The sequence below is a fragment of the Nonomuraea sp. WAC 01424 genome (assembly GCF_003947315.1).
GTDB lineage: Bacteria > Actinomycetota > Actinomycetes > Streptosporangiales > Streptosporangiaceae > Nonomuraea > Nonomuraea spiralis.
Window position 1 is genome coordinate 111190 of record NZ_QHHZ01000014.1, and the last position, 18293, is coordinate 129482.

Annotated in this window: 11 protein-coding genes and 1 pseudogene; 4 read left to right on the forward strand and 8 right to left on the reverse strand. The window is 70.5% G+C overall.

What is annotated here, in order from left to right:
• Positions 1-66: 66 nt before the first annotated feature.
• The 3 genes from DMB42_RS34550 to DMB42_RS34560 all read right to left on the reverse strand — a co-directional run bounded on the left by DMB42_RS34550 (position 67) and on the right by DMB42_RS34560 (position 7126).
• Positions 67-1671: a cellulase family glycosylhydrolase gene (locus DMB42_RS34550; RefSeq protein WP_125641504.1), complete on the reverse strand. Its 1605-nt coding sequence runs from the start codon at positions 1669-1671 to the stop codon at positions 67-69.
• Between the two features lie 65 nt (positions 1672-1736).
• On the reverse strand, positions 1737-4220 hold the full coding sequence (locus tag DMB42_RS34555) for a glycoside hydrolase family 9 protein (RefSeq protein ID WP_125641507.1): 2484 nt from the start codon (positions 4218-4220) through the stop codon (positions 1737-1739).
• Between the two features lie 11 nt (positions 4221-4231).
• Complete coding sequence (locus tag DMB42_RS34560; protein ID WP_125641510.1) at positions 4232-7126, reverse strand: glycoside hydrolase family 48 protein; 2895 nt, start codon at positions 7124-7126, stop codon at positions 4232-4234.
• A 319-nt stretch (positions 7127-7445) separates the two neighbouring features.
• On the opposite strand from DMB42_RS34560, the gene DMB42_RS34565 reads away from it, so the two are divergent.
• Positions 7446-9797 carry a glycoside hydrolase family 6 protein gene (locus tag DMB42_RS34565; RefSeq protein ID WP_125641512.1) on the forward strand — a complete coding sequence of 784 codons (2352 nt, stop codon included), beginning with the start codon at positions 7446-7448 and terminating at the stop codon, positions 9795-9797.
• A 108-nt stretch (positions 9798-9905) separates the two neighbouring features.
• On the opposite strand, the gene DMB42_RS34570 is transcribed toward DMB42_RS34565, so the two are convergent.
• The 4 genes from DMB42_RS34570 to DMB42_RS34585 all read right to left on the reverse strand — a co-directional run bounded on the left by DMB42_RS34570 (position 9906) and on the right by DMB42_RS34585 (position 13574).
• On the reverse strand, positions 9906-10307 hold the full coding sequence (locus DMB42_RS34570) for a DUF1992 domain-containing protein (RefSeq protein WP_125641517.1): 402 nt from the start codon (positions 10305-10307) through the stop codon (positions 9906-9908).
• 14 nt (positions 10308-10321) lie between these two features.
• The gene (folP, locus tag DMB42_RS34575; protein WP_221762490.1) at positions 10322-11221 is read right to left on the reverse strand and encodes a dihydropteroate synthase; all 900 of its coding nucleotides are present in this window, start codon (positions 11219-11221) and stop codon (positions 10322-10324) included.
• An 80-nt stretch (positions 11222-11301) separates the two neighbouring features.
• Positions 11302-12351, reverse strand: a complete 1050-nt coding sequence (locus DMB42_RS34580) for an NAD-dependent epimerase/dehydratase family protein (protein ID WP_125641520.1) — start codon at positions 12349-12351, stop codon at positions 11302-11304.
• Positions 12352-12392: 41 nt separating this feature from the next.
• The gene (locus DMB42_RS34585; RefSeq protein ID WP_125641522.1) at positions 12393-13574 is read right to left on the reverse strand and encodes a zinc-dependent alcohol dehydrogenase; all 1182 of its coding nucleotides are present in this window, start codon (positions 13572-13574) and stop codon (positions 12393-12395) included.
• Positions 13575-13770: 196 nt separating this feature from the next.
• Here DMB42_RS34585 and DMB42_RS34590 point away from each other — a divergent pair, with 196 nt between their 5' ends.
• Positions 13771-15150, forward strand: a complete 1380-nt coding sequence (locus DMB42_RS34590; protein ID WP_125641525.1) for a carbohydrate-binding protein — start codon at positions 13771-13773, stop codon at positions 15148-15150.
• Positions 15151-15279: 129 nt separating this feature from the next.
• Here the strand turns inward: DMB42_RS34590 and ispG are convergent.
• Positions 15280-16089, reverse strand: a pseudogene (ispG, locus tag DMB42_RS34595) (flavodoxin-dependent (E)-4-hydroxy-3-methylbut-2-enyl-diphosphate synthase); the annotation flags it as partial.
• 182 nt (positions 16090-16271) lie between these two features.
• Here ispG and DMB42_RS34600 point away from each other — a divergent pair.
• A complete protein-coding gene (locus DMB42_RS34600) occupies positions 16272-17315 on the forward strand; it encodes a polyprenyl synthetase family protein (RefSeq protein ID WP_221762491.1) in 1044 nt (347 codons plus the stop codon).
• An 11-nt stretch (positions 17316-17326) separates the two neighbouring features.
• Positions 17327-18268: a 4-hydroxy-3-methylbut-2-enyl diphosphate reductase gene (locus DMB42_RS34605; protein ID WP_125641531.1), complete on the forward strand. Its 942-nt coding sequence runs from the start codon at positions 17327-17329 to the stop codon at positions 18266-18268.
• Positions 18269-18293: the final 25 nt, after the last annotated feature.

An 18293-nucleotide genomic window follows, 5' to 3' on the forward strand; every position in this document is an offset into this window, starting at 1 on the left:
GTCCGTCCCATCCGGGCGGGATGGTTCGCAGGCAGGATCAGCGGGTCGGCCTCACCTCCTCCTTCTCTAGCCGGCGCAGGTGTAGCCGGACGGTACGGACGTGTCGAAGTTCGGGCGGCCGGCCTGGATCCCGAAGCTGGTGGCGGCGTCGGGGGCGAGTGTGCCGTTGTAGCCCAGGTTCCTGGCGGTCACGGTCTGACCGCTGACGGTCACGGCGGCGTTCCAGAACCCGGTCACCGTGTGGCCCGCGGGCAGCGTGAACGTCACCGTCCAGCCGTTCCGGGTGGTCGTGCCGGTGTTGGTCACCGTGACGGGCTGCAGGACGTACCCGTTGTTCCACTGGCTCTGGACGGTCCCGGCCGCGGTGCAGCCGCCGCCACCGCTGCCGGGCAGGGTGGTGAAGGAGGCCGTGGGCGAGGCGGCCGACTGGTTGCCCGCCGCGTCCCTGGCCTTCACGTGCACCTGGTAGGCGGTCGCGGGCGTCAGGCCGGTCAGGGTGATCGAGGCGGTGGCGGTCGCGCCGAGCGGGGCGCCGGTCGAGGTGTAGACGTCGTAGCCGGTCACGCCCACGTTGTCGGTGGAGGCCGTCCAGGTCAGGGTGGCTCCGGAGGCGGTGACGTTCGAGGCCGACGGGGTGCCGGGGACGGTCGGCGGGGTCGGGTCGGTGGTGGTGCCGCCGTAGACCGTGGCCTGCCTTGCGGTCGCGGCGATGCCGTCGGCACCGTCGAACAGCCGCCGGCCCCACGAGGTGAGCTGGGTGACGTCGAAGTTCGTGACCTGGTCCAGGTACTCGACGCCGCCGCCGTTGCCGCTCCACGACCAGCCGAGGTAGCCGACGCCGCGGCTCACGGCCTGGGCCATGATCGTGTCTTCGTCGGGGTTGCCGTCGGAGTGGTTGAACCCGAACTCGCCGATGACCAGCGGCAACCCGGCCGTCCGGAACGCGTCCAGGTACGAGGTGATCTCGGCGGCCGTGTCGTAGACGCCGTACATGTGCACGGAGAAGATCGTGTTCTTGGCCGGGTCGGCGTTGAAGACGGACGCGGCGCTGTCGCGCATGACGTTCTGCCAGTCCTGGCCCCAGGCGGGGGCGTCCACCATCAGCGCGTGGCCGAAGCCGTTGGCGCGCAGTTTCTGGATCGCGGCCTTGGTGGCGTCGGCCCAGCCGGGTGTGGTGGCGTTGTTGCCGATCGGCTCGTTGCCGATGTTGACGACGACGTAGTCCTCCTGGCCGACCAGGGCGCTCTTGATGCTGATCCAGTAGTCGGCGGCCTGGTCGAGGGTGTACGCGCCGCTCTGCTCGCCGTACCCGGTGGTGTCGTGGTCCTCCAGCACGCAGATGAGCTTGTTCTGCTTGCACAGCGAGACCACATTGGCCACGTCGGAGACGGAGTTGGCGCTCCACCGGCCGCCGCTGAGCACGACGCGCACGGTGTTGGCCTTCAGCGACTTGATGTCGGCGAACGCCTTGGTCCGGGTCGGGAACCAGGTGTGGGCGTGGCTGGTGCCGCGCATGACGAACTCCTGGCCGTTGCCTTCCAGGATCTTCGTACCGCTCACGTGGATGCCGGTGGCGGCGCGCGCCGCGGTGCCTGGCACGGTCACGAGGGCGGTCACGAGCGCGGCCACGAAGGCGGCAGCGAGGGCCGGCGCGGTGAACAGTGATCGCATGGGCTGCCTTTCACTGAGCCGTGGATCCGCCCCCGCCGCTCCTGCGGCGGGGGCGGGGTCTTCGCTCAGCAGGGGGTGCAGGTGATCGGGTCGGGGGTGGCGGGGGTGCCGTTGGCGATGAAGCCGAACGTGGTCGTGGCGCCGGCGGCGAGCCCGCCGTTCCACGACTCGTTCCTGACCGACACCGCCGAGCCGTTCTGGGTGAGCTTGCCGCCCCAGAGCTGGGTGATCTGTCCGCTGGACGACCAGGCGGCCGTCCAGCCGGTGACGGGCGCGGCGCCGGTGTTCTTGACCGTCACCTCGGCCTGGTACGCGCCGCCCCAGGCGTTGGTCACCTTGAACATGGCCGCGCAACCACCGGCCGGCGCGTCCGCGGTCGTGAACGACGTGCCGTCGGAGGCCGCCGAGCTGTTGCCGGCCGCGTCCCTGGCCACCACCGAGACGGTGTACGCCGTCGCGGGACTGAGCCCGCCCAGGTCGTACGACGTGCCGGTGGCCGTGCCCGCCTTGGTGGACCCCAGGTAGACGTCGTAACCGGTCACTCCCACGTTGTCCGTGGAGGCCGTCCAGCTCAGCTTCGCCGCCGTGCCCGTGATCCCGGAGACCGCGGGTTTGCCCGGCTTGCTGGGCGCTGTCGTGTCCTGCTCCTCCGGCCCCGGGGGCTCACCCCAGATCTTGGTGGCGCCGCTGTAGAGGGTGATGTTCTTCGTCAGCACCGGCGTCGCGCCCGGCGTGGCCGGGATGCCCTTGTACGACCAGTCGTCGGACGGGTCCCAGGAGCCCGCGCTGCTGATCCGGAACTGCACCTCCCTGCGGTGTTGCGACTGCCCGGCCGGGGCGATGGCCTGCCCGGAGCAGTCGATGTTCACGTAGTACACGCTCCCGCCGGCCGGGCCGAGCGTGGGGGCCTTGCACTGCGTGTAGGCCGACGACACGCTGATCTGCGCGGCGGTCGTCGAGCCGTCGAGGGTGAAGTAGTAGCGGAACGAGCCGTCCGGCAGGACCCGGGCGGGCCAGGCCGACTGGTTGCGCACGATGGCCTTGATCTCGGTGAAGTTCGTGCCGGAGGCGTTCACGCCCGCCTCGACGAAGATCTCCGGGCCGTCCGGGGTCTCGGCGGGCGGGAAGCTCGCCGAGGGCGCTCCCCCGTACTCCTTGTAGAGCCTGGCCAGGGCGCTGGTGAAGCCCGCGTTGTAGTCGGTGGCGACCTCGTTCATGACGTAGTCGTCGCGCTTGTCGGTGTAGACGTCGTCGGGGTCGGGCGGGCCGCCGACGAGCGCGCCGTACAGGGTGTGGCGGCTGTTGACCGGGTTGGTGATCTGGTCGGTCCACGAGCCGTGCGCCGTACGGTGGTGCGGGTTCTTCGGCGGGTCGGCCCCGAACCCGATCAGGTACGAGGAGTTGCGCGGGTTGTCGCCGAGCGCGTAGTTGATCTGCCGGACCGCGAAGTCGTGGTAGCGGGCCTTGCGCTCGGCGTCGGTGATCGAGTCGCTGTGCACGAGCGCGACGAACGAGGTGTTGGCCGCGTACCGCAGCGACCCCCATCGGTCCAGCACGGCCTCGCCGCCCGGCGAGTACTTGACCTTCGAGCCGTTGACGCCGACCGTCCACCAGTCGAGCCAGCGGTTGGCGTCGTCCAGGTACTTCTGCTTGCCGGTGAGCTTGTGCAGCAACACGTACGCGCCATACGACTTGTCGTCCCAGGCGATCGTCCACTTGTACGACTTCGTCGTGGTCTGCGGCTCATTGCCAAGGTTGTCGTAACCGGCCTCGGCCTTGGCCAGGTACGCGGCGTCGTTCGTGGCCCGGTAGAGCCAGATCGCGCCCCACACCAGCTCGTCGTTGTAGCCGCTCCAGGAGTTGTAGTAGCCCTGGGCGTCGCTGACGCAGTCGCTGTACTTCTTCCTGACCGTGTCGGCGAAGGAGTAGAGCTGCTTGGCGTGCGTCACCAGCGTGTCGGCGTATGTCGGGTTGGTCGGGCGGAAGACGATCGACGAGGCCGCCATCGCCGCCGCCGTCTCCCCCGCCAGGTCCGAGCCGCCGCAGGACGCGTCGATCTTGTAGGCGGGCCGGTTCATCTGCATCGCCTCGGCCGGGCCCCACCAGGCGTGGTCGGTGCCGCCGTTGCCGACCTGCCCGTACAGCACATTGGCCGACGGGTGGGCCTTGATGAAGTAATCGTTGACGAACTTCAGGTTGTTCAGCAGGTGGGTGAGCTGGCCGGACCCGGCGTACGCGTCGCGGTACTCCACGCCGCCCCACGCCAGCATCGTGGCCGAGAAGGCCATCGGGAAGCCGAACTTGACGTGGTCGCCCGCGTCGTACCAGCCTCCGGTCAGGTCCAGCCCGGCGTCCTTGCCGTCGTTCATGCCCGAGTCGCCGCGCCAGGAGACGCGGTTCCAGTCGGGCAGGTCACCCGACTGCTGGGCCTCGTAGAACCACAACGACTTCTGCAGCGCCTCCCCGTAGGCGAAGGCGGGCGCGGCCGCGTGGGCCGCCGGCCCCACCCCTGCGAGCAGGGGCAGGACCAGCGACGCAGCGGCGATCATGGCCGCCTTTCTCACGGGAAGAGCCGCCCGTACTCGGCCAGGGCCACGGCCACGTCCACCTGCGCCCAGAAGCGGTGGTAGTTGAACGTGGGCGCGGGACCCGTGCCCTGGAGGTAGGCGTTCACCTTGGGCCAGTCGGGGTCGTTCTTGTAGAAGGACCTGATCGACATGAACGTGGAGCTGGAGTTGATCGTGTCGCCGTTCGGCATCCTGCCGCTCCAGCCCGGGGGCACGTAGACCGGGTCGTTGAGCCGCTTGTAGTCGGTCTTCGTCTCCGGCACCGACACGCCCTTGGCGTCGCGGTTCTTCCACACGCCGTCCAGCAGCGCCTTGGCCATGTTCCTGGCCGCGGTGTTGTTCGCCTTGGCCGCGTAGTACATCAGCGTCTTGGCGTACGAACCGGCCACGCCGACGTCGTTGGTGTAGTCGGCGACCGTCACGTGCAGGCCGGGGTTGGGCGGCGGCATGCGGTTCGGGTCGCTGAAGTCGGCGACGGGCTGACCGGTCCACTTCAGCGTCGACGGGATCTGGTACGTGCCGTCCGTGTTGATCGTGGTGTTGGCCATCGCCCAGGAGACCCACTTGTCCAGCAGCGCCTTGGCGTCGGCGTTGCCCGAGGCGTAGTACAGCTCGGCCACCCGCTCCATGGTCCACGCCTGGAAGCCGAACCACTGGTTCGACGGCGGGTCGTGGTAGACGGGCTGCCAGTCGTAGGTCATGCCGTGGAACTTCGGCAGGCCCGCCGGCGGGGTGGCGTAGTGGCCCTCCCAGCTGTTGGTCGCGCCGCCCGCGATGGCGCCCTCTGCGGACTGGAGCCAGGTGTAGAACTGGAGCTGGCGGGTGAGGCTGGTGCTCCAGTCGGCCACGCCGGTGCCGCTCTTGGGCTTCAGCACGGCCACGTTCGCCAGCGCCCAGGCCGCGAGCGGGTTCTGGTAGCCGGAGTGGTTGTGGCTGGAGCCGATGCGCCAGGCCCAGCCCGCGCTGGAGTCGGTCGCGCCGCCCCAGGCGTAGTACCAGGACAGCAGGTAGTTGGAGGCGTCCTTGCCGGTGCCCGGGGCGCACGAGGTGCTGGTGCAGCCGGGCTTCTTGAAGTACTTGTCGTACATCGCGTAACGCAGGTAGTCGCCCATCTTGGCGGCCTTGGCGACCGACGCCGAGATCTGCGACTCCTTGCCCTGCTGCTTGGCCCACGTCTGCGCCCAGTACGCGGCCTGCACCGCCCGCGCGTCGGCGTCGGGGGCGTTGGTGTACTTCCACTGCTTGGCGTACGAGCTGTCCTTGATGAACAGGTCGAGGTAGCCGTTCGTGCCGCCGTGCTTGAAGGTGTCGCAGGAGGGCTGCGGGACCGTCTCGAAGACCGACTCCTCCGGCCCGCGCTGATAGGTGTTGATGTAGGCGGGCCTGGTGGTGCCGTCGCCGCAACGGCCGAAGCCGTAGGTGTTGTCGACGTCCAGCAGCCAGTGCATGCCGTAGACGTCGCCGGTCCCGTACGCGCTCTTCAGCTCGTTCGCCAGCGGGTCGGTGCCCACCGGGACGCCGGAGTCGATCTGCGTCGGGTACTGCTTGATGTCGTTGTACTCGGCCGCGTACGTGGCCGGCTTCGAGGGGTTGTAGAACGAGTTCGTCGGCTGGTCGGCGGTCGAGGGGATGATGTACTTCTCCATCGAGGCCCAGGCGTTGTTGAACTTCGCCCAGTCGCCGGTCACCTGCCCGTACGTCGCCTCCAGCCACAGGTAGTAGCTGTAGGCCTCGGACGTGGTCTCGTGCCCCTGGTCGGGCGCCTCGACCATGAACGTCTCCACCGAGTGGTACGGCACACCCTCGGGCGAGAAGTACCCGTTGGCCGGGTCGTGCAGTTCGTTGTACATCTCGACGAAGCGCTTGACGTACTCGTTGTCGCCGCCGAGGTCGTCGTCGGCCTCGCTGGCGGTGACCTTGACCGGGGTGTAGCCGGTCGCGCTCACCGTGAACTCAGCGGTGCCGCTGGTGGTGTCGGCGTCGTTCGCGGCGGCCAGGGTGACGTTCTGGGCGGTGTTCCAGTTGGCCGGGGTGAAGGTGAGCGTGCCGCCCGAGCCGACGGTCAGGTCGGTGTCGCCGCTGGTCCTGGCGGTGGTGACGGTCACGTTCGCGGTGGGCGCCTGCGAGAGCTTCACGCCGAAGCTCGCGGTCCCCTGCTCCGGCACGGAGATCGTGGCCGGGCTCACCACGAGGGCGGGGCCGTTGTTCTGGGAGACGGTGATCCCGACCGGGGCCGAGGTCGTGGTCGCGCCCCCGTTGTCGGTGGCCTTCGCGGTGATCGAGTAGCTGCCCGCGGGCACGTTCTGCCAGCTGTAGCCGTAGGGCGCCGAGGTGTCGGTGCCGAGCAGCGTGGAGCCCTGGTAGAAGTCGACCTTGGAGACCGTGCCGTCGGTGTCGGCGGCGTTCGCGGCGATGGCCACGGTGGCCGGGGCGGTGAACGTCTGGCCGGCGGTGGGCGAGGTCAGCGCGACCGTGGGCGGGGTGTTGGCGCCGCCGCAGGTCACGCCGTTCACGGTGAACGAGGTCGGGCTCGGGTTGCTGCCCGTCCAGGTGCCGTTGAAGCCGAGCGTCGTCGAGGCGCCGGTGGCCAGGCTGCCGTTCCACGGCATGTTGGTGGCGGTGACGCGCGTGCCCGACTGGCTCCAGTTGGCGCTCCAGCCGGCCGGCGTGTACTTCTGGCCCGCGGTCGGGAAGTCGAAGCCCAGCGTCCACGAGGTGATCGGGTCGCCGGTGTTCTTCAGGGTCAGGTTGGCGGTGAACCCGCCCTGCCCCGGGCCGCTCGTCCACTGGTTGGCCGCGTACGTCACGTCACAGGCGACGGCGGCGTGCGCGGGAAGCGCCGCGAGGGTCGTGGTCGTGCCCGCCGCGAGGACGAGGGTCGTGGCCACGGCGAGCCGCCTCGATAAGCGGGAAAGACGGGAAGGAGGTCTGTACTTCACGGGATCTCCATGGGAGTAGGGGTGTGGGAGCGCTCCCAAGGGGGATTGTGGGTGCCCGTCGGCGTATGTCAACGGAACGGCCGTCCGGCGACCCCCGCGTTTCCTCTCACCAGGCTGCCGGTGATGAAAGTTTCATCCACCTTCCGGGGCATTCGGCGAGCATGCGGCCCGAGGGCGGCCCCGGCGGAGTGTGCCTCATTTACAGGGCTGTGAGGGCGTCTCACTATGGGAGCGCTCCCAGCCAACTGAGTTCTGGAGATGATCGCTAGTGAGACTCCACAGCGGCCCGCGCCGATGGGCCGTGACCATGACCGCCGCGAGCGTCGCGGCTCTCGGCCTCGTCGTCGGCCAGACCACGGCCGCCAGCGCCGCGGTGAACTGCGACGTGACCTACTCCGCCAACTCGTGGACGAGCAGCCCCGGTCAGGGCGGTTTCACCGCGAACATCACGTTGAAGAACACCGGCGACCCGATCACGTCGTGGACGCTGGGCTTCGACTTCCCCGGCACCGGCCAGACGTACACGCCGACCGGCTGGAGCGCCAACTGGACCCAGTCGGGCACGCGCGTCACCGCGACGAACATGCCCTACAACGGCAGCCTGGCCACCGGCGCCTCCACCACCATGGGCTTCAACGGCACCTGGACAGGCAGCAACAACCCTCCCACCTCGTTCACGGTGAACGGCGTGACCTGCGGCGGCGTCACCCCGACCACTCCCTCGGTGGTCACCTCGGCCAGCTCGGTCGCGGTCAACGAGGGCGGCACCGCCACCTTCACCGCCAAGCTGTCCTCCGCCCCCACCTCGAACGTGACCGTCACCACCCAGCGGACCAGCGGTGACACCGACCTGACCGTCAGCGCGGGCGGCTCGCTCACCTTCACCCCGTCCAACTGGAACACCGCCCAGACGGTCACCCTGGCCGCCGCCCAGGACGCCGACACCACCGCCGGCACGGCGGCCTTCTCCGTCGGCGGCACCGGCGTCACCTCCGCCACCGTCAACGCCACCGAGGTGGACGACGACGCGGTCGTGGAGCAGGCGCTGCTCGTGACGCCCACGTCGGTGACCGTGCCCGAGGGCGGGACGGCGACGTACACGGTCAAGCTGGCCGCGCAGCCGTCCGCGAACGTGACCGTCACCTCGGCGGCGGGCAGCGGCGACGCCGACCTGACCGTCTCCGGCGGCGGCAGCCTCACCTTCACGCCGGCCAACTGGAACACCGCCCAGACGGTGACCCTGGCCGCCGCCCAGGACGCCGACAACGCCAACGGCACCCGCGCCTTCACCGTCGCCTCCACCGGCCTGACCTCCAAGACGGTCACCGCCACCGAGGCCGACGACGACGGCCAGCCGCCCACGGGCCACGTCGAGAACCCGTACGCCGGCGCCACCGGCTACGTGAACCCGCAGTGGAAGGCCAAGGCCGCGGCCGAGCCCGGCGGCTCCGCCATCGCCAACACCTCCACCGCCGTGTGGATGGACCGCATCGCGGCCATCGCCGGCTCCTCCTCGGCCATGGGCCTCCAGGCCCACCTGGACGAGGCCGTGGCCCAGGACGCCCTCAACGGCTCGGCCCCGCTGGCCGTGCAGTTCGTCATCTACGACCTGCCCAACCGCGACTGCTCGGCCCTGGCCTCCAACGGCGAGCTGCTGATCGCCGAGAACGGCTTCAACCGCTACAAGGCCGAGTACATCGACGTGATCGCGAACATCCTGCGCGACCCCAAGTACGCCAACCTGCGCATCGTCACGATCATCGAGCCCGACTCGCTGCCCAACCTGATCACCAACATCAACAACTTCCCGAAGTGCGCCGAGGCCAACGGGCCCGGCGGCTACGTGGACGGCGTCCGGTACGCCCTGAACAAGCTGCACGCGATCACCAACGTCTACACCTACGTGGACGCCGCCCACCACGCCTGGCTCGGCTGGGACACGAACTTCACCCCCGCCGTGAACCTCTTCTACAACATGGCCGCGGGCACCACGGCCGGCGTGGACAGCGTGGACGGCTTCATCGTCAACACCGCCAACTACTCGGCCACCAAGGAGCCGTACTTCACGATCAACACCATGGTGAACGGCCAGTCCGTCCGCCAGTCCAAGTGGGTCGACTGGAACTACTACGTGGACGAGTCCACCTTCGCCACGGCGCTGCGCACCGCGCTGGTCTCCAAGGGCTTCAAGTCCGGGCTCGGCATGCTGGTCGACACCTCGCGCAACGGCTGGGGCGGCACCACCCGCCCGGGCGGCGCGAGCACCTCGACGGACGTGAACACGTTCGTCAACCAGTCGCGCGTCGACCGCCGCATCCACGCCGGCAACTGGTGCAACCAGAGCGGCGCGGGCCTCGGCGCCCGGCCGACGCCCAGCCCCGAGGCCGGTTTCGACGCCTACGTCTGGATCAAGCCTCCGGGTGAGTCCGACGGCGCCAGCACCGACATCCCGAACGACGAAGGCAAGAAGTTCGACCGGATGTGCGACCCGACCTACACCGGCAACAACCTCAACGGCAACAACATGTCGGGCGCGCTGGCCGGCGCCCCGCTGTCGGGCCAGTGGTTCTCCGCCCAGTTCCGGGAGCTGGTCAGGAACGCCTACCCGCCCGTCAGCTAGCCCGCTGAGCGGCCGGGGGCTCCGGGGCCCCCGGTCTCCGGCAGAGGGACCCGCCTGACCCGGGCCCCTCGCCTGAACGAAGGGGCCCGGGCCGGAACCCGGGCCCCTTCACCGTCGGCTCTCGCGCCACTCCGACACGACGCTCTCGACGTCGAAGGGCATCAGGTTGAGCGGCGGCCCCGACAGACCCTTCCTGATCGCCTGCCGGATCTTCTCGTTGACCTCTTCGAGCAGCTGCCGAACCTCGGTCTCGGACCTGGCCCCGCGGGCCTGCCGCAGCGCCTCCTCGGCCTCCTTGCGCAGCGCCAGCGTCGGGGGCAGCGGCATGGACAGCCCCTCGCTCTCCAGCTTCTGCTTGATCCACCACATCTCGTCGTGCGGCCGGTCGAGGCCGGGCAGCGGCTTGCCCGCGCCGGGCAGATCGTCGAACTGCCCGCGCTCGGTCGCCTCGCGGATCTGCCTGTCGACCCAGCTCTCGAACGGCATTCCGGGCGGCTTGCGGTCGGTCACGGACGCGGCTCCTCTCACGCCAGATTGTGGCTCGGCGCGACCGGCCCGCGCCAGCCGAGCACGGCCTCGGTCATGCGTACGGACGCGACCGTCGCGGCCACGTCGTGCACCCGCAGGATCCGGGCGCCCTTGAGGATGGCGACCACGTTCGCGGCGATCGTGCCCTCCTTGCGCTCTCCCTGAGGGCGGTCGATGGTCTCGCCGATGAAGTCCTTGTTCGACAGCGCGACCAGGGTGGGGTAGCCGATCGCGGTGATCTCCTCCAGCCGCCGCGTCAGCTCAAGGGAGTGGAAGGTGTTCTTGTTCAGGTCGTGGCCCGGGTCGATGATGATCCGGTCGGGGGCGATGCCGGCCTTGAGCGCGAACTCGACCCGTTCGCGCAGGAAGCCGCCGACCTCGGAGACGACGTCGGTGTAGCTCGGGCGGAAGACCCTCTTGCCGGGGCCGCCGAGGCTGTGGGTGACCACCACGCCGGCGCCGGTCTCGGCCGCGACCTCGGCCAGGCCGGGTTCGCGCAGGCCGTTGGTGTCGTTGATGACGTCGGCGCCGGCTTCGAGCGCCGCCCTGGCGACCTCGGGGCGATGGGTGTCGACCGAGATCACGGCGTCGGTCGCGGCCCTGACCTCGGCTACCACGGGGGCCACGCGCTCGATCTCCTCCTCGACGCCGATCGCCGCCTGGGCCGCGCTGAAGGCGAACCCGCCGATGTCCACCCAGTCGGCGCCCTCTTCGACGGCCCGCACGCAGGCCGCGACCGCGCGGTCGAGCTCGTACGTGCGGCCCTGGTCGTGGAAGGAGTTGGGCGTCCTGTTGACGATGGCCATGATGGCGACCTGGTGTTCGAAATCGAACTCCCGCCGCCCGATGCGGCGGACCGGAGAGATGATCTCTGGGGGAATGTTTCCGCCGCTCACGTAGTGGCCCCTTCCGTCTCCTGCCGAGCCTACCCGCCGGGATCAGGAACGCCCGCCTGGGGCGGGAACGCACGCCGGGATCAGGAACGCCGGCCGGTCCCCGTCGCCAGTTCCCTGACCCGGCCGACCGGCCCGCTGTCGGGCGCGAGCGGCGGGGTCTCCATGCCGGAGCCGTCGTGCAGACCGTCCAGCAGCTCGCGCATGGCGTCCCAGGAGGAGTACCGCGGCCGCCAGCCCAGGACGTCCCTGGCCCTGGCGGTCTTCATGACGGGGATGCGCAGGGCCAGTTCGAGCAGCCCGGGCGAGGCGGGCACGAGCCGCAGGTGCCAGCCGGCCGCCATGAGCGTCCTGGCCAGCCAGGGCGTGACGGGCATCGTCCGGGTGCCGAGGAGCTTGGCCAGGTCGGCGGGGTCGAGCACGGGCTCGGCGGCCAGGTTGAACGCCCCCGACACCGTACTGGTCACCGCCAGCCGGTACGCCTCGGCCGCGTCGTCGGCGTGCAGCACCTGCAACCGCAGCCCCGGCACGTCCGGCACGAACGGGATGCGGCCCGGCCGTACCAGCCGCCGCGGCAGGAACGGCCCGGCGAACAGGCGGCGCTGCTCGGCGGCCGCCGCCCGCTGGAAGATGAACCCCGGCCGCATCCGCACCACGCGGATCGCCGGATGGTCGTGCTCGAAGACGTCGAGCACCCGCTCGACGTACGCCTTCTCCCGCCCGTACGCGGCGCCCGGCCAGCCGTGCGTGGGCCAGCTCTCGTCCACCGGGCGGTCCTTGGGGCCGGGCGAGTAGGCGCCGACCGAGGAGGCGTGGATCAGCGCGGGCACCCCGGCCTCGGCGACCGCGCGGAACACCCGCATGCTGCCCAGCACGTTCGCCCGCCAGGTCACGGCCGGGTCCCTGGTCGGCTGGAACAACCACGCGAGGTGCACGACGGCGTCGGCGCCCTCGAAGACGCGCGCGAGGTCGCCCGCGGCGACGTCGGCCTGCCGCCACTCGGTGCGGTCGATGTGCCATCCCGGCAATCGGCGGGCCACGCCCACGATCGACGTCACGCTCTCGTCGGCGGCGAGCGCGCGTACGACGCTCGTGCCGACATTGCCGGTAGCCCCGACCACCACGACTCTCATGCCCGCACCGCTGCCCGCCCTCCGGACGGCGAAACCCCAGGTCAGGGCTGGAGCAGGATCTTGATCGCGCCGTCCGACTTCTTCTGGAACATGTCGTACGCCTGCGGCGCCTCGGCCAGCGGCATGCGGTGGGTGGTCAGGTCCATGACGCCGAGCGGGTCGGCGTCGTCGGTCACCAGCGGCATGAGCCGGCTGATCCACCGCCGTACGTGGGCCTGCCCCATGCGCAACGTGATGCCCTTGTCGAACATGCGCAACATCGGCAGCGGGTCGGTCATGCCGCCGTAGACGCCGATGACGGAGATGACGCCGCCGCGGCGGACCGAGTCGATGGCCTGGTTGAGCGCGGCGAGCCGGTCCACACCCGCGTGGGACATCAGCGGCGCGGCCACGGCGCCGGGCAGCAGCCCGGTGAGCGTCTGGGCGATCTTGGCGGCCGGCGATCCGTGGGCCTCCATGCCGACCGCGTCGATCACCGAGTCGGTGCCGCGCCCGGAGGTGAGGTCCCGGATCGCCCCGGGCACGTCGGTCGTCTCGCTCGCGTCCACGACCTCGATGCCGTGGCGGCGGGCCATCTCCAGGCGTTCGGTGACGCCGTCCACGCCGATCACGCGGTGGCCGAGGTGGCGGGCGATGCGGGCGCACATCTGGCCGATGGGCCCGAGGCCGAGGACGGTGACGCTGCCGCCGTCCGGAATGTGCGCGTAGGCGACGGCCTGCCAGGCGGTCGGCAACACGTCGGACAGGAACACGAAACGTTCGTCCGGCGGGCCCTCGGGCACCTTGATCGGGCCGAACTGGGCCTCGGGCACCCGCAGGAACTCGGCCTGGCCGCCGGGCACCTGGCCGTAGAGCTTGGTGTAGCCGAACAGCGCGGCGCCCATGCCATGCTCCTTGACCTGCGTGGTCTCGCACTGGGCGTAGAGCTCCAGCCCGCACATGTGGCAGTGGCCGCAGGAGATGGTGAACGGGATGACCACGCGGTCGCCTGGCTTGATGGTGGTGACGGCGGCTCCGACGGCCTCGACGACGCCTATGGGCTCGTGGCCCAGGATGTCGCCCTCGGCCATGAACGGGCCGAGGACCTCGTACAGGTGGAGGTCCGAGCCGCAGATGCCGGAGCTGGTCACCCTGATGACCGCGTCGTTGGGCTCCTTGATGGCCGGATCGGGGACCTCCTCGACCCGTACGTCGCGCTTGCCGTGCCAGGTGACGGCCTTCATGACGCCTCCAGATGGGATTCGGACGGCACAAATGCCGCATACCCCCACATACGACTCCAAACGGCTTTACCGATCGCCGCTGGTCGAGCCCCACCGACGACCCATAACACCGTGATAGGGGTGTTTTGACACGACCACTCCTCGTATTCGGACTCGTACCGTGCAGACACCCCCCTGTACGCGAGGAGACGTGCAAATGCTCCCCAGAAAGACCGTGACGGCGGGAATCGCGATCGCCGTCACCATGATCAGCGTCCCCGCCCTGGCCTTCGCGGCGAAGGGCGCGACGGCCCAGGACGACACCCCCTACTCCATCGCCCAGGCCGACGCCAAGGCCGTCGCCGGCCCCCCGCAGGGCCTGGTCGACGCCATGAGCCGGGACCTCGGCATCTCCGGTCAGCAGGCCGAGGCCCGCCTCGTCAACGAGGCCGCGGCGGCCAACCTCGAACCCGCCCTGCGCGCCCAGTTAGGCGCCTCCTACGCCGGTTCCTGGGTGACCGGTCCCACCTCCACCCCGGTGACCGCCACCACCGACAGCTCGCAGGTGGCCGCCATCGCCAGGACGGGTGTCCAGGCCCGCGTGGTCGCCCGCTCGCTGGGCAGCCTCGACCAGGTCAAGGCCACGCTGGACGCGGCCTCGACCAAGGCCCCGAAGACCGCGCCCGTCTGGTACGTGGACGTCGTCAACAACACCGTCGTCGTCCTCAGCTCCAGCCCTGCCAAGGCCGCCGCCTGGGTGAAGGCCAGCGGCGCCGACACCTCGGCCGTCCAGGTCGTGCGCTCGGCCGAGAAGCCCACCCTGTTCTACGACGTACGCGGCGGCGACGCCTACTACATCGGCTCCGGCACGCGCTGCTCGGTCGGCTTCTCGGTGACCAAGGCCGGCTCGCAGGGCGGCTTCGTCAGCGCCGGCCACTGCGGCAACGCCGGTTCCAGCACGTCCGGCTCCAACCGGGTCGCCATGGGCACCTTCCGCGGCTCGTCCTTCCCCGGCAACGACTACTCCTGGGTCGAGGTCAATGGCCAGTGGACCCCGACCGGCGTCGTGTACGGCTACAGCGCCGGCATCCTGCCCGTCCGCGGCTCGACCGTGGCCCAGGTGGGTTCGGCCGTCTGCCGCGCCGGATCGACCACCGGCTACCACTGCGGCTCGGTCCAGCAGCTCAACACCAGCGTCACCTACCAGGAGGGCACCGTCTCCGGCGTGACGCGGACCAACGTCTGCGCCGAGCCCGGCGACTCCGGCGGCTCGTTCATCTCCGGTGACCAGGCCCAGGGCGTGACCTCGGGCGGCTCGGGCAACTGCAGCTCGGGCGGCACGACGTACTTCCAGCCGGTCAACGAGATCCTGTCCACCTACGGCCTGACCCTCGCCACCCAGGGCGGCGGCCCCGGCCCGACCAGCACCCCGACCGTCACCACCACCGTCCCGGGCGGCACGTGGGCCGCGGGCACGACGTACGCGGCCGGCGCCACGGTGACGTACGGCGGCCAGACGTACCGCTGCCTCCAGGGGCACACCGCGCAGCCGGGCTGGGAGCCGCCGAACGTGCCGGCTCTCTGGCAGCGGGCCTGACGCCCTAGAACGTCCAGGCGGAGAAACCCCCTCCTCAACCTGGGCCGCGCGGCCGGATGATGTCCCACTCCTCCGTCAGGGACATCATCCGGCCCTATGCGTCCGGGCCCTCCCCGGCCCGTCGACCACGCGGCGCCGCAGCCCCAGCGACTCCAGGATCCCGATCCCGACCTTGACCTCCTCGACCGGAGGCGCGCACAACGAGACCCGGATCGTGTCGCCGATGCCCTCGTCGAGCAGGATCCCGAACGCCACCGCCGACCTGATCGCGCCCTGCATGAGCGGCCCCGCCTCGGTGACACCGAGGTGCAGCGGGTATTCGCAGCTACGGGCCAGCATCCGGTAGGCCGCCGTCATCACCTGCGGGTCGTGGTGCTTGACGGAGATCTTGATGTCGCGGAAGCCGTGCTCCTCGAACAGCGAGCACTCCCACAGCGCCGACTCCACCAGCGCCGCCGGCGTGGCCTTGCCGTGCTTGCGCAGCAGCCGGGGGTCGAGCGAGCCGGCGTCGACTTCGATCCGGATGGGCACCCCCGCGTCGGACGCGGCCCGCGCGATCTCGCCCACCTTGTCGTCGAACTTCTTGATGTCCCCCGGATTGACCCGGACCGCCGCGCAGCCCGCCTCGATGGCGGCGAGGACGTGACGCGGCTGGAAGTGGATGTCGGCGACGACCGGGATCCGCGCCTTGCGCGCGATGGCCGGCAGCGCGTCGGCGTCGTCCTGGGTCGGCACGGCCACCCGTACGATCTGGCAGCCCGCCGCCGTCAGCTCGGCGATCTGCCGCAACGTCGCGTCGGCGTCGGCCGTCACCGTGGTCGTCATCGACTGCACCGAGACGGGCGCGTCACCGCCCACCGGCACCGACCCCACCATGACCTGCCTGGACGCCCTCCGCGCCCGATGTCGCACCGGCAGTCCGAGATCTACAGCGGCCACCTGTCCAGCTCCCTTCGAACGGTGCGCGAGGCCACGGGCACCGGGGCCGTCAAGACTTCCACCCGGCGGTGTTGCGACGAGTCAAAAGAATAGTTGAAAGGCCCAAGACACTTTACACGCTCTGTATTCAAGTAGTAACTATTGGTAGTGCGTCCCGACCAGAAGGAGCCGCGCGGATGCCGGTGAGCTTCACACAGCACTACCTCGGCAAACGGGTCGAGCAACGCCTGGCCGATTTCCTGGAGACCTGGCGGGCCCCCGTCTCCGACCCCGACGTTCAGGCGGCCTACCGGTTGCTGACCGAGTTCATCCTCGGCGGCGGCAAGCGCATCCGCCCGCTGCTGTGCTACTGGGGCTGGCGGGGCGCGGGCGGCGACGACTGCGACGAGATCGTGAGCGCCGCGGCGGCCCTGGAGTTGTGCCACGCCGGGCTGCTCATCCACGACGACATCATGGACGGCAGCGAGCTGCGCCGCGGACGGGCGACCATCCACCGGAACCTGGCCGACCTCCACGCCGGCCCGGCCGCGGAGTCCTTCGGGCACGCCGGCGGCATCCTGCTCGGCACGCTCAGCCTGGCCTGGTCCGACACCCTGCTGTCGTCGTGCGGCGTCGAGCCCGTACGCCTGCGGGCCGCGCACCACATCTTCGACGCCATGCGCACCGAGGTCATCAGCGGCCAGTACCTCGACATCCTCGCCCAGCTGCGCGCCGGTGCGAGCGTGACGGAGGCGCTCACGGTGATCCGCTACAAGACGGCCAAGTACACCGTCGAGCGGCCCCTGCAGATCGGCGGCGCCCTGGCCGGCGCCCAGCCGGAGCTGCTCGACGCCTTCTCCCGGTTCGGCGTGCCGCTCGGCGAGGCATTCCAGCTCCGCGACGACGTGCTCGGCACGTTCGGCTCGGCGGCCGAGACCGGCAAGTCGGCGCTCGACGACCTGCGCGAGGGCAAGCACACCGTGCTGATCGCCCACGCCGTGGCGCACGCCTCGCCCGCGCAGCTCGACCACCTGCGCGCCTGGCACGGCAATCCGCGCCTGACCGAGGAGCAGGCCGCCGGGCTGCGCGCCATCCTCATCGACACGGGCGCGCTCGACCAGGTCGAGTCGATGATCGACGAACGTGTGGGCGAGGCCAGAGCCGCCCTGGCCCTGGCGCCGATCGGGCCCGAGGCCGGCAGCGCGTTGTCCGTCCTGGCCGACCAGCTCGCGCACCGTACCAAGTAGGGGGCATTCCGATGGGACGCGTACTGCTCGCGGCCCCGCGCGGTTACTGCGCGGGCGTCGAACGGGCCATCCTCAGCGTGGAGGAGGCGCTCAGGCGCTTCGGTCCACCGATCTACGTCCGCAAGCAGATCGTGCACAACACGTTCGTGGTGGCCGATCTGACCAGGCGCGGCGCCGTCTTCGTCGACGAGCTCGACGAGGTTCCGGACGGCGCGCTGGTGATCTTCTCCGCCCACGGCGTCTCGCCCGCGGTCCGGCACGAGGCCGGCCGCCGCGGCCTGCGTACGATCGACGCCACCTGCCCCCTGGTCACGAAGGTGCACAAGGAGGCCGCGCGGCTGGCCGGGGCCGGCTACGAGATCGTGCTCATCGGCCACGCCGAGCACGAGGAGGTCGAGGGCACGGTCGGCGAGGCGCCCGACCGCATCCACGTCGTCGACCCGGCCAAACCCCACGAGGTCACCGCGGGCGGCGCGGCGCGCATGAGCTGGCTGTCGCAGACCACGCTCTCGGTCGACGAGACCATGGGCGCCGTCGCCGAGCTGCGCGAACGTTTCCCCCAGCTGGCCGACCCGCCGAGCGACGACATCTGCTACGCCAGCCAGAACCGCCAGGAGGCGATCACCCGGATCGCCCCCCAGTGCGACCTGGTCATCGTCGTCGGCTCGGCCAACTCCTCCAACTCCCAGCGGCTGGTCGAGGTCGCCCTGCACGCCGGCGCCCGCGCCGCCCACCTCGTCGACCGCGCCGCCGACGCCGATCCGCGATGGCTCGGCGGCGTGGAGACGGTCGGGGTCAGCTCCGGCGCGTCCGTGCCGGAAGTGCTGGTCGACGACCTGCTCGACTGGCTCACCGGCCACGGTTACACCGACGTCGAGTCCGTGACCGTGGCCGAGGAGACGCTCACGTTCTCCCTCCCTCTCGAACTTCGCTCCTCTCGCAACCCTGGCTAGACCCCACACCGAGATTGGCGGTGCA

Coding starts and splice junctions, on each gene's coding strand:
- DMB42_RS34550 (WP_125641504.1), bottom strand. CDS start 1,671: ATGCGATCACTGTTCACCGCGCCGGCCCTCGCTGCCGCCTTCGTGGCC.
- DMB42_RS34555 (WP_125641507.1), bottom strand. CDS start 4,220: ATGATCGCCGCTGCGTCGCTGGTCCTGCCCCTGCTCGCAGGGGTGGGG.
- DMB42_RS34580 (WP_125641520.1), bottom strand. CDS start 12,351: ATGAGAGTCGTGGTGGTCGGGGCTACCGGCAATGTCGGCACGAGCGTC.
- DMB42_RS34585 (WP_125641522.1), bottom strand. CDS start 13,574: ATGAAGGCCGTCACCTGGCACGGCAAGCGCGACGTACGGGTCGAGGAG.
- DMB42_RS34590 (WP_125641525.1), top strand. CDS start 13,771: ATGCTCCCCAGAAAGACCGTGACGGCGGGAATCGCGATCGCCGTCACC.
- DMB42_RS34605 (WP_125641531.1), top strand. CDS start 17,327: ATGGGACGCGTACTGCTCGCGGCCCCGCGCGGTTACTGCGCGGGCGTC.